Source organism: Thalassoroseus pseudoceratinae (genome assembly GCF_011634775.1).
Classification (GTDB): Bacteria; Planctomycetota; Planctomycetia; order Planctomycetales; family Planctomycetaceae; genus Thalassoroseus; species Thalassoroseus pseudoceratinae.
Genome location: NZ_JAALXT010000005.1, coordinates 437,199 through 449,288, shown reverse-complemented (window position 1 = coordinate 449,288; position 12,090 = coordinate 437,199). Strand labels below are relative to the sequence as shown.

Genomic DNA, 12,090 nt, shown 5'->3' with positions numbered 1-12,090 from the left:
ACAGGTACGGTACAATCTCCGGTCGGCGAACCGTGTGCATCGGTCGTGGTAGGAAATCCCATCCTATTTTCATGGAAAGGTTCGAACGGCACTACATTTGATAACAAATCACAATTCGTGTCATGACCCTCAGCGGTCTGGCATTCCCATACGCTTTCTTTGGGATGAAACGATGTCGGTCCCACGTGGTAACCAACTTGACGGACAGATGTTGCGTCGTCAAGTTCTTCGATCGCTGCAATGTGATGGACACCCGGAGCTTAGTACTTTGGATGTTGAAGTTGGGAGTGGTTGTGTGTTGGTCAGTGGTGTGGTGAGTAGCTTTGACGCCAAGCAGTTGGCGTTGAGTCGGGTTTGTCGTTTGGGAGACGTCGACGCGGCCCGTTTTGAGATTTCCGTGAGTCCAACCGCTGACAATGTCCGAGCATTGACGTGACTTACTGATTCAAATCCCCACTTTTCGCCGAAAATTTAAAACTCGCAGGATTGTGTTGCGTCAAGAACTCATTACCATTGGTTGAACTGTTGTTACTAACACTGTGTTCACACTTTCTTGCCCAAAAACACTCGGTTTTCCAACTTGGATCAGCCGGGATTAAAACCCCTTAGAGTCGATTCCCATGAGCGAGTTCCGCATCGAACAGGATTCGATGGGTCAGGTGAAAGTCCCCGCCGAAGCATATTACGGCGCCCAAACACAGCGGGCTGTGCAGAACTTTCCCGTTTCCGGGCAAACATTGCCGTCGGAACTGATTCGAGCGATGGGATTGGTCAAGTTCGCTTGTGGGATTGCCAACCGCGATCTCGGTAAACTCACCGGTACCGGGAAGAATCCCCTGTCGGATGAGCAAGTCGCCGCCATGTTGGATGCCGCTCGGGAAGTGTCGGTCGGGAAATGGGATGATCAGTTCCCAATTGACGTGTATCAAACGGGTTCCGGCACGTCGAGCAATATGAATTGCAACGAGGTGATCTCGAATCGTGCGGTCGAATTGCTTGGCGAAGATCGATTCGCGCCGGCGAAGAGCGTGCATCCGAACGACCACGTCAACATGGGGCAAAGCACCAACGATACGTTCCCCACAGCGATCCATGTGGCCGTCGGGACGGCGATCACGAAACGGCTCGTGCCGGCGTTGAAGGCGTTGCACGAAGAGTTGAGCAATAAGGCTCAAGCCTGGGATCGGATCATCAAGATCGGGCGAACGCACCTCGCGGATGCGACTCCGTTGCGATTAGGCCAAGAGTTCGGTGGTTTTGCTCGACAGGTTGAATTGTCGATTACCCGAGCCGAGAAGGCGTGTCAGGCGATTCTTGAACTGCCCGTTGGTGGGACGGCGGTTGGGTCTGGGATCAACACTCATCCCGAGTTCGGTGATCGAGTTTCCAAGGTGCTCGCCGATGAAACCGGCGTTCCTTTTGTCGAAGCCAGTGATCATTTCGAAGCGAATGCGCAGCGTGACGGACTGGTTGAGTGTCATGGCCAGTTGAAAGCTGTCGCCGTGACGATGTTCAATCTGGCGAATAATGTCCGCTGGCTCGGATCTGGGCCTCGGTGTGGCTTCTATGAGGTGAAAATTCCGGATCTTCAGCCAGGCAGCTCCATTATGCCGGGGAAAGTCAATCCGGTAATGTGTGAAAGCCTGATGCAGGTTGCTGCCCGGGTGATGGGGCTTGATGAAGCGATCACGGTCGCCGGTGCTGCCGGTGGCAACTTCCAATTGAATATCATGATGCCGATGATGGGGCAGACGGTCTTGGAGAGCGTGACGATCCTCTCAGGGGCAGTAAAGGCCTTTCGTGATTTGTGCATCGAGCAGCTGGAACCGAACGAAGAGGCTTGTGAGGCAGCGGTTGAGAAGAGTTTGTCGATGGTAACGAGTCTCAACCCGCACATCGGTTACGAAAAAGCGGCCGCGCTTGCCAAAGAAGCGTTTAAAAGTGGAAAAACCATTCGAGAGTTGTGTCAGGAACAAGGAATTCTTCCCGATGATGTTCTTGCAGACGCTCTTGACCCATTCAAAATGACAGTACCGCGAAGTTGATGCCCGGTCGGGTTGTAATCTCAGCTGGATCGTTCTCGGTCCGTGCTTGGGTTGCTTGTCAGCCTCGCAGACGACATTGATTCATGATGTCGTGTAGTGTGCGTGGTTTCTCGCGATCATACGTGGTTTTACGCTCGCACCTGCATGGAAGATCGGTTTCGATCTAGAGTCGGCATGCGCTCAATCGGGTTGCTCGGCTCACAATTGACAATCTCCCCTTTTCCTTTGCCGATTCCGGCGGGAGGCGTGTCGAAATGCGAACTGTTGCTACGTGGATTATTGCTACCATTCGGCCTATCACCATGGCGTTGCTGTGGTTAGGGCTGGTCGGTGTGGCGATTATTGTTTCCGCGCCACCTGTGAACGAACTTGTCGGCGACGAGCCATCTGAATGGGCTCAAGCATTGGGAAGTGAGTATCAAGGGGTTCGAGAAGAAGCAATCAAACGGTTCTTGGAAGCTGGGCCGGAGATGTGTCCGCTACTCGTAGAAACCGCATTGCATGGCAGCAGTCTTCAGGCGGAATCTGTTCTCCTGGTGCTCCATGAGTTTTACCGTTCGTCGCGTCCCGAGTACTACACGGTCGCCGAGCAAGCTCTCGATCAATTGCAGAATTCGCCCGATGCCGATGTGACCGCGTTGACGTTGGCCTCGTGGAGTCAGAGTCGGAAGTTGCGTTTGGATCGGTGTGCGGCTCGGTTTGAGGAACTGGGCGGGTCCGTGCGAATCGATCCATCGCAATGGGGTGGTTCGCTAGAGAGTGATTTCCGCCGAGCCACGACTGCGGTGTTGGATGCGAATTGGCGTGGCGGTGAAGATGGCTTAGAGCATGTTCTCGATATACCGGGGCTGCAGGTCATTGAGGTGACGCCCGATACGAGCGTTTCGCCGGACGCGATTGCGAAGTTGCAGGAAGAGCGGCCTGATGTGGCCGTGGTCCGTCGTGGGAATGCCACCATGGGAGTCGAGGGCGTCGAGCAATCGAATGGATTCTTGGTGGTGGCCGTCGTTCCGGGTGGTGGGGCTGAGAAGGCGGGCTTGGAACCTCGCGACTACATTTTGAATGTGGGCGGAGTCTCTGCTAGCAGTTTTCGAGATGTCGCCAATCTGGTCGCGGAGCACTCCCCAGGCGATGTGCTGTCCATGGTTGTGCAGCGGGAGGAAGATGTATTGGAGCTTTCGGTGACACTGGGGTCGCGAGACTAGACGTGTTCTCGTAGGGCTTCGAGCGGGTTCTGTTGCTTGGGTGTGCGGTAACAACGGCCGTTCGTTGTTTGCCATGGAAATAAAAGTCGTATTTGCGGTCTAGTCTTTCGAGCGGACTTCGAGGAAGAGATCGCTGCGTTGGTCATAAGGACGCGTGCGGATGTACCAGCGTCGCCAACGATCGCGGAGTCTTTGTTTCCAGTTCTTCAGTGACTCCGTGCGTTCGGCTTTGGTGGCGTCGGCGGCAAGGTTATTCCAGGGGGAGTTGGGCAGGTTCTGGCCACGTGGTAGTCGGCTCAGGGTTCGCAACGCTGCTTGAGTTTCGACGAGAATATCCAGGTTCTCATCATCTAAGGCTTCAATGAGTAGGCGGGCCAACCCCATGTCCGCCGTCTGTCCGATGGCCCAAATCGCGGTGCGGCGGACTTCTGGTCGCGGATCATCTGCAAGTTTGATGAGCTTCTCCGTTTGGCCGACAAGGTCTTCTTTGTTGCCGATCTTGATTTGGTCGACGACCGCGGCCTGCGCGGAGGCGACGTTTGCGGTGTCGAGTTTTTCCAGCTCTGCCAGCAATTCGTCGAGCGGTCCGACGACTTTCTGCTGTTTGACTTTGCCGTCTTCAATTTCCGCGCGGCCAAGATTGTCCGGTAGTCCGCGTCCGCCAATGAGCAGTCCCGAGCCCACGCTTTGTGGCGTGATCACTTTTCGGCCGAGCAGTTTGGCGGTTGCCCGTGTAAGGAACAGTAGCCCGAAGCCTGTTGTGGCGGGATCGCTGGATTGTCCTGGCCAGCCGCCGTCTTTGCGTTGCAGCCTCAGGAGTGTGTTGGTGCCGTCGTCGTACCAGTTGCGTCCCGCGATTGTTTCGATGTTCGCGAAGGCGGCCATCCGTTCGAGGCCGTAAATGTAGTACATCGGCCATTCCGGTGGGCGTGGCGAGAGATAAGCGCGATTGACCCAAGACAAAGCTCGCTCGATCGCGGCGTCGATGCGTGCCAGTGATGTGCGGACGGGGCCATCCGGCTCGGCTTCTTTTTCTCGTTCGGACTCTGCTTCGTCGATGTCCACTTGCTCGAGGAATCCAAATTTCTTGGAATCTGCTTTGTCTTCTTGGTTTTCCTGTCCGGCTGGTGTGCCACCGCGTCCCGAACCGATCTCGCCGGCGTTCGGGTAGAGTTGCATACGACAAATGATCAGGCTGCTGATTCCGTTGACCGTTAGTGCGAGCGTCCCGCCATTGTTGTTGCCGTTCGGGTTGGGGTGATAAGCGAAGCTGCCGTCGCGGCATTGTGTGACGATATGCCAAGTGGCTGCACGGTCCCAGACGTGCAACGGAATTTTTGATCCTGCGCGTTTGGCGGCCCAGAGTCCGAGCAGTGCGTATTGGGTTTGGCTGGTGTCGCCGTTGCCACCGCTGCTGCTTAAATAGTGCCACGCTCCAAGTCGTAACTGAGTCGAGAGCAAGTGGCGAGCAATGGCTTCGATTTCTGTCTTGTATTTCTTGGCGTCCACCGCTTCGAGGAACATCAAGTCGACGCCGGTGGTGTAGTTGTGGGATGTGTTCCGCGGTTGGTAGCGGGTGCCTTGCACGGCGGCAGTGACTTTCTGGGTCACTTTTGCGATCGCGGGGTGATCCGGTTTGGCTCCGGCCTTCAAGGCGGCGTATGCGCCGATGGTGTCTTGACCTGGGGAAGCACCGCTGACTTTTCCAAGAATAAACTTGAGTCCGCGGTCGACTGCTTGTTGCACCTGGGGGCTAAGTTCGGCTGCCGTTACCAAGCTGCCGCCGAGCGGGCTGCTGAGAAGTGTAAGTGCGAGTAGTAGGCGAGAGCAGTTCATCAGTTGCATCCCATTAAGTCGTTTCGGCAAGCAGGCGTGTTTGAATTGTAACGGAATTCACGTTGCATCGAGTGTGCCAATTGAAAATTCTCATTCCTGAAAAACTGGAACTGGCCGGACTGAGAAAACGACAGGCTCGTACAGTGGATTTCACAGCCGTACCGATCTTGACTGAGAGTTTTTCCGGGAAAGTGCCGGGTTCGACGCTCCTTCATATGGTATTCCGACGAGGGATTCCTATACTCACCTGTGTTCCAGCGGAACTCAGTCTGACGATTTGTCCCCACGTTAATGGGAAGCCTCACGGAGAAGGCGGATGCCGCAAGTTTTTCATCCGAGTTTCAACACGATTTCACGGGTGAGCATCTTTGGTTCGGCGTTTATTGTCGCAGCGATTTTTTACGTGCTCTACGCGTTCTATCGTTCGCCATATTCGACCGAAGAAGACGTTATCCAAACTCAACCGGTTCCGTTTAGTCATGCTCACCATGTGGGCGACATCGGGATTGACTGTCGTTATTGTCACACGAGTGTGGAAGATTCGTCTTTTGCCAATGTGCCACCGACGGCAACGTGTATGAACTGTCATTCGCAATTGTATCGCGATGAGTCAATGTTCGTGCCCGTCGTTGAGAGTTTCCGGAGTGCGAACACAACGGAGGAGAAACCGTTGCGTTGGACTCGGGTTCACGACGTCCCGGATTATGCCTACTTCAATCACAGTATTCACCTCGCGAAGGGGATTGGCTGTGTGAGTTGTCACGGGGAAGTCGATAAGATGCCGTTGATGTGGCGTGAGAATACGCTGCATATGGAGTGGTGCTTGGAGTGCCACCGCAACCCGGAGAAGAATATTCGTCCGCGAGAGTTTCTGTTCACGCTTCGTTCGCGTGAAGAGCTTTCGGAGAGCGATGATTTTCAGGAGTATCTCAAGCGTGAGTTTCCTGAGGTCGCCGCCGACGATGATCGTGCGGGTGATATGGCGGCGATCGCAGACGGTTTGTTGGAACGTTACGGAATTCATAAAGAGCATCCCAAAACCCACTGCTCGGCTTGTCATCGGTGAGTCATGCCTCGGAAAAACGGATTCGAAAATCAATCAGTTAGCGAGCGGTTGCGGGTTGCCCGTGGTCGGGAGTATTGGCGTACGCTCGATGAGTGGGCCGACACCGAAGAGTTTCAAGATGTCGTTCGCAACGAGTTTCCAGCGTCCGCCGATACGTGGACGGACGATGCTTCTCGTCGCGAATTCCTGACGGTGATGGGCGCGTCTTTGGCGTTGGCTGGTTTGAGCGGCTGTAATGCTTCCCAGCCTCACGAAGAGATTGTGCCCTATGTCAAGCAGCCGGAGGAGTTGATTCCCGGTGTGCCGTTGTACTTCGCGACTGCTATGCCATTGGCTGGGTTCGGCACGGGGTTGCTGGTTGAAAGTCATATGGGGCGTCCGACGAAAGTCGAGGGCAATCCATCGCATCCCGCTGTTCCGGTGGGGCATGGTCGCGAGGGTGATGATATCCGCGCTGGTGCGACGGATGTGTTTGCTCAAGCGTCGATCTTGCAGCTCTACGATCCTGATCGTGGTCAAACGGTATTCGACCGTGGGCAGTTGGCGACCTGGGAGCGGTTCTTGTCGGCTCTGCGAGTTGAGATTCGTGGTCAGCAGGCGAATCAGGGCCGTGGGTTGCGGGTTTTGACTGGTAATGTGACCTCGCCGACGGTTCGCGATCAGATTCAGCGGTTGCTGAAGAAGTATCCCAACGCGAAATGGCATCAGTACGAGTCGGTCTGTAATGATCATGCTCGGGCTGGAGCGATGTTGGCGTTTGGTCAGGACGTGCAGCCGATTCATCATTTCGATCGAGCGGATGTCGTGCTTTCACTCGATGCGGACTTCTTGCAGTCCGGCCCCGCAAGTATGGTGGCGGCTCGTGACTTCATGGCTCGTCGAAATGTGATGGGCAGTGACGGTGACACTAAGTTGACGATGAGTCGGATGTATGCGATTGAGTGTACGCCGACATTGACAGGGGCCAAGGCGGATCATCGGCTGGCGGTTAGTCCGGAGCGTTTGGCACAAATCGCGATGGCGATCGCTTCTCGTGTGGGTGTGAATGTCGAAGAACCGGATCTTCACGCGGACAAGAAACTAGAATCATGGATCGCCGCCGTCGCTGAGGATCTGAAGGATTACCGCGTCTCCGAAGGTGGTGCGAGTCTGGTTGTTGCGGGTGAATCGCAACCGCCCGCTGTTCATGCGTTGGCTCACGCGATCAATTCGCAGTTGGGTAACATCGGCAAGACGGTTGAGTACATCGAGCCGCTGGTTGGCCATGAGGCTGGTCATATAGAGTCGCTCGAGGCGTTGGTTCAGGCGATGCGGACTGGCGAGGTCGAGACGTTATTGATTCTCGACGGCAATCCGGTCTACTCCGCGCCTGCGGATCTTGAATTCGCGGATGCGTTGAACAATGTCCCGTTCCGAGTTCATCTCGGTTTGCATCGCGATGAAACGTCGCAATTGTGTCATTGGCACGTTCCCATGGCTCATTTCCTGGAGACTTGGGGCGATGTTCGAGCCTATGACGGCACGGTCTCCTTGATGCAGCCGTTGATCTCGCCACTCTATGATGGTCGAAATGTCACCGAGATTTTGGCGTTCATGCTGGGTGAGGAATCCACGACGGCTTTCACTGCCGTGCAGGATTATTGGGCGAGTCAGTACAAGGGTGACAAGTTCGAGGCGTTCTGGCAGGAGTCGCTTCATAACGGGGTTGTCGCGGGTGATGAAACTTCGCTGCCCAAGCCCGAGCCGGTCGACGTCGCTTTGGAAGTGGGCTTTGCGAGTGCTGACGGTTTCGAGTTGCCGGAATCGGCTGGTGGTCTGACGGTTCTGTTTCGTCCTGATCCCACGATTCGCGACGGTGAGTTCGCCAACAACGGTTGGCTGCAAGAGCTTCCGAAGCCGTTCACGAAGTTGACGTGGGATAACGCGGCCTTGATTGGCCCGAAAACCGCCGATGAACTCGGTGTGCGAAACGGCGATATGGTGACGCTCACGCACGGCGAACGAACGCTCGATGTCGCTGTGATGAAGTTGCCTGGTCAGCCGGAAGGTGTGATCACGCTGCACTTGGGTTATGGTCGAACTCATGCAGGGCGAGTCGGTGATGACGCGGGCTTCAATGCAAACAAATTGCGAACCAGCGAAGAACCGTGGATGATTTCCGGTGTGAAGCTGGCATCGGCCGGTGAGAAATACGTACTCGCCACAACGCAGCACCACTTCCAAATGGAAAACCGGCATTTGATTCGGTCGGGTTCCTTGGAAGAGTTGCAGGAATCTCCTGATGATCCTGGGTTCATGCACGTCGGGCACGGCGAGCCGCATGTCTCCATGTATCCGGAAAAGGAATACAACGATTACAAATGGGGCATGGTGATCAATCAGAGTGCGTGCATTGGCTGCAATGCGTGCACGGTTGCCTGCCAATCCGAGAACAATATCCCCGTTGTTGGTAAGACCGAAGTCGCCCGCGGACGGGAAATGCACTGGTTACGAATTGATACCTACTATTCCGGCGACCCGGAAGAACCGGAGACGGCGGATCACCAACCAGTTGCCTGTGTGCATTGTGAACAAGCACCGTGTGAGATCGTTTGTCCCGTGCATGCCACGACGCATAGTCCGGATGGCATCAATGAAATGACGTATAACCGGTGCGTCGGTACGCGGTACTGTTCGAACAACTGTCCGTACAAAGTGCGTCGGTTTAACTTCTTGGAGTACACCAAGCCGGTCCAGGAAACGCCGGTTCTACAACTTCTGCAGAACCCGGATGTGACTGTGCGGTCTCGGGGTGTGATGGAGAAGTGCAATTACTGCGTTCAACGAATTCAGCACGCCAAAATCGAGTCGCAAAAAGAAGACCGTCGAATCGAGGATGGTGAAATCGTCACAGCGTGTCAGGCGGTTTGTCCGACTCAGAGCATTATCTTTGGCGATTTGAACGATGAGTCGAGCTTGGTCAGTCAGGCCAATGAAAGCCCGCTAACTTACGGGTTGCTGGAAGAGTTGAATACACGGCCGCGAACCCGTTACGGGGCGGTTGTGAGAAATTTGCATCCGAAGCTAGCAGCTTTGGAACCAAGCGAAGAAGCGGCTCACCATTAGAGTGAATGAAAGTCACGGCTCGACGAGCCGGACGGAATGATTGTTTTTGGAAGCCACGGCTTGCGGAGTTGTGGCAAACAAAGTTGATGGGTTCAGAAACGGCAATCCCAACGGCCTTCGAGTTACGATATGAGTAGTCATTCGCCAGACTCGTCTTCACACGACGCCCAGCATTCATCCGCCGATCCGATGATCGGTCCGGGTCACAGCTTGGGGTCGGTGACGGACAAGATCACCAGTTTGACGCTCCGACAGGGGGTCGGTTGGAAGTGGCTTCTCGGCTTCGCGGTCAGCTTTGCGTTGGTCATGTTGCTGATGCTCTCCGTGGCGGTGCTGTTTAAGTACGGTGTCGGCGTTTGGGGCCTCAATATCCCGGTTGGGTGGGGTTTTGCGATCGTCAACTTCGTGTGGTGGGTTGGGATCGGTCACGCGGGAACGCTGATTTCCGCGGTGCTGTTGCTGCTGCGTCAACAATGGCGGACGAGTATCAACCGATTCGCGGAAGCCATGACGCTATTCGCCGTTGCCTGTGCCGGGATGTATCCCCTGTTGCACATGGGGCGACCGCAATATTTCTATTGGATTTTCCCGTACCCCAACACGATGGACATCTATCCGCAATTCCGCAGCCCGTTGGTTTGGGATGCATTTGCGTTGACGGCCTACGGCACGGTGTCCGCTCTGTTCTGGTACGTCGGTTTGATTCCGGATATGGCCACCCTCCGCGACCGTGCGAAAACACGGTTCTCACAGATCACTTACGGCTTTTTGTCGATGGGATGGCGAGGATCGGCTCGGCACTGGAAACGCTATGAAACCGCGTATTTGCTGCTCGCCGGTTTGGCTACGCCGTTGGTGGTCTCGGTGCACACGATCGTGAGTTTCGACTTCGCAGTTGGCATTATCCCCGGTTGGCACGCGACTGTGTTTCCGCCCTACTTTGTGGCGGGGGCGATTTACTCCGGCTTCGCGATGGTGCTCACGCTGTGTATACCGTTGCGGGTTGCATATGGATTGAAGGATTTCATCACCGATCGCCACCTCGACAACATGGCGAAAGTGATGCTGGCTTCCGGGTTGGTCGTCGCGTACGGCTACGGTATGGAAGCGTTCATGGCGTACTACAGTGGTCATGATGTCGAAGCCTACATGCTGGAAAACCGGATGGGTGGGCCATACGCCTTCTTCTTCTGGTCATTGCTGGCTTGCAACATTGCGATTCCCCAACTGCTCTGGTTCCCGGCGGTTCGTCGGAACTCCAAGATGCTGTTCGTGATCGCGATCATCATCAACATCGGCATGTGGTTGGAACGGTTCATTATCGTCGTGACCAGCTTACACCGCGATTTCTTGCCGTCGTCTTGGGATATGTATTATCCGACGTTCTGGGATTGGGCGTTGTACATCGGCACTATCGGATTCTTCTTCGCTTGCTTGTTCATTTTCGTGCGACTATTGCCTGCGATTTCGATCTTCGAAATGCGTGAATTGTTGGAGACGGAAGAAGGGGGGAACGGGCATGGCCACTAAATGGGACCCTGAAACCTACGGGCTGATGGCGGAGTTCAACGAACCCGAAGATCTCATCGCCGCCACACGCAAGGCGCGAGAGCACGGGTATCGGTGGTTTGAATCGTACTCCCCGTTCCCCGTTCACGGTTTGTCGGAAGCTATGGGGTTTCGTCACACGAAACTTCCGTTGATTGTGCTAACGGCGGGTTTGCTCGGCGGATTGGGCGGATTCGGCTTGCAGTACTATTTGACGGTGATCGAGTACCCGCTCAACGTCGGGGGGCGGCCATTGTTTAGTTGGCCGTCGTTTATTCCGATCACGTTTGAACTGACTGTGCTTTCCGCAGCGTTTGGCGCGGTGTTGGGAATGCTCGGTTTGAACGGGCTGCCTCGACCGCATCACCCGGTGTTCAACATTTCCGAGTTTGCCAGCGCAAGCCGAGACAAGTTTTTCTTGTGTCTCCAATCCCGAGACGAGAAATTTCAAATGCAGTCGTCGCGGGAGTTCCTGGAAAGTTTGGAACCGGCGGCGATTTACGAAGTCCCTCAATAGATATTTTGAACGCCCGCCGACTTCAGTCGATGGGCCGACGGAAGAACGTGCTTTCGGTTTTCGATTCAGAATTGAAGACGCAATGGATTCCAGAATTATCCAATTCGGTTTAGGACTGCTCGCTCTCGGAGCGATGGTTGGCTGCGATCAAAATATGATCGATCAGCCGCGGTACGAACCGTTGGAAGCGAGCGAATTCTTCCAAGACGGGCAATCGTCCCGCCCGATCATTTCCGGCACTGTTGCCCGAGGAAAACTCAAAGTCGACGAAGAATTCTTCACCGGCCGAGTTGACGGTGAACCCGTTCGCGGGCTTCCGGATCGGGCGTTGGACGGCAAGACAATGAAAGAATTGCTGGCCCGTGGTCAGGAGCGATATCAGATTTTCTGTATGCCCTGTCATGGAATCTCTGGCAACGCTGATGGCATGGTCGTCAAACGGGGATTCCCAAGACCGCCATCCTTCGTCAGTGGCGACGATGGCGAGCGATTGCGGGGCGTGGGCGAAGGGCACTTTTTCGGTGTGATCACCAACGGCATTGGCCGGATGTATCCATATGCCTCGCAAATTCCCCCGGATGATCGCTGGGCCATCGCTGCGTACATTCGAGCATTGCAATTGAGCCATCATGCGTCCGTCGATGCATTGCCGGCCGACTTGAAAGATAAACTGCAATCCGCACCGGAGAGCAAAGAGTAACGTTCCCTCGTGTTGTTCCGAACCTGAATTCGACTCGTCAGTCAGTGGTGATTGCCGCATCAATCTCG

9 protein-coding genes are annotated in these 12,090 nt (G+C 55.1%); 8 read left to right on the top strand and 1 reads right to left on the bottom strand.

Going from position 1 to position 12,090, the window contains the following annotated elements:
- Positions 1-172: 172 nt before the first annotated feature.
- The 3 genes from G6R38_RS19525 to G6R38_RS19515 all read left to right on the top strand — a co-directional run bounded on the left by G6R38_RS19525 (position 173) and on the right by G6R38_RS19515 (position 3,250).
- Positions 173-436 (top strand): BON domain-containing protein, encoded by a 264-nt coding sequence (locus tag G6R38_RS19525; protein ID WP_166830213.1) that lies wholly within the window; start codon positions 173-175, stop codon positions 434-436.
- Positions 437-620: 184 nt separating this feature from the next.
- The gene (locus tag G6R38_RS19520; protein ID WP_166830211.1) at positions 621-2,045 is read left to right on the top strand and encodes a class II fumarate hydratase; all 1,425 of its coding nucleotides are present in this window, start codon (positions 621-623) and stop codon (positions 2,043-2,045) included.
- 254 nt (positions 2,046-2,299) lie between these two features.
- The gene (locus tag G6R38_RS19515; protein WP_166830209.1) at positions 2,300-3,250 is read left to right on the top strand and encodes a PDZ domain-containing protein; all 951 of its coding nucleotides are present in this window, start codon (positions 2,300-2,302) and stop codon (positions 3,248-3,250) included.
- Positions 3,251-3,349: 99 nt separating this feature from the next.
- Here G6R38_RS19515 and G6R38_RS19510 read toward each other — a convergent pair whose 3' ends face one another.
- The gene (locus G6R38_RS19510; RefSeq protein WP_166830206.1) at positions 3,350-5,086 is read right to left on the bottom strand and encodes a HEAT repeat domain-containing protein; all 1,737 of its coding nucleotides are present in this window, start codon (positions 5,084-5,086) and stop codon (positions 3,350-3,352) included.
- Positions 5,087-5,402: 316 nt separating this feature from the next.
- Here G6R38_RS19510 and G6R38_RS19505 point away from each other — a divergent pair, with 316 nt between their 5' ends.
- The 5 genes from G6R38_RS19505 to G6R38_RS19485 all read left to right on the top strand — a co-directional run bounded on the left by G6R38_RS19505 (position 5,403) and on the right by G6R38_RS19485 (position 12,022).
- On the top strand, positions 5,403-6,152 hold the full coding sequence (locus G6R38_RS19505; RefSeq protein WP_166830203.1) for a TAT-variant-translocated molybdopterin oxidoreductase: 750 nt from the start codon (positions 5,403-5,405) through the stop codon (positions 6,150-6,152).
- Between the two features lie 3 nt (positions 6,153-6,155).
- The gene (locus tag G6R38_RS19500) at positions 6,156-9,257 is read left to right on the top strand and encodes a TAT-variant-translocated molybdopterin oxidoreductase (protein WP_166830190.1); all 3,102 of its coding nucleotides are present in this window, start codon (positions 6,156-6,158) and stop codon (positions 9,255-9,257) included.
- Between the two features lie 129 nt (positions 9,258-9,386).
- The gene (gene nrfD, locus G6R38_RS19495; RefSeq protein ID WP_166830166.1) at positions 9,387-10,787 is read left to right on the top strand and encodes an NrfD/PsrC family molybdoenzyme membrane anchor subunit; all 1,401 of its coding nucleotides are present in this window, start codon (positions 9,387-9,389) and stop codon (positions 10,785-10,787) included.
- Positions 10,777-11,322, top strand: a complete 546-nt coding sequence (locus G6R38_RS19490) for a DUF3341 domain-containing protein (RefSeq protein WP_206028643.1) — start codon at positions 10,777-10,779, stop codon at positions 11,320-11,322. Before nrfD ends, G6R38_RS19490 begins: the two co-directional genes overlap by 11 nt.
- A gap of 82 nt (positions 11,323-11,404) precedes the next feature.
- Complete coding sequence (locus tag G6R38_RS19485; RefSeq protein ID WP_166830152.1) at positions 11,405-12,022, top strand: c-type cytochrome; 618 nt, start codon at positions 11,405-11,407, stop codon at positions 12,020-12,022.
- The last annotated feature ends 68 nt before the right edge of the window (positions 12,023-12,090 follow it).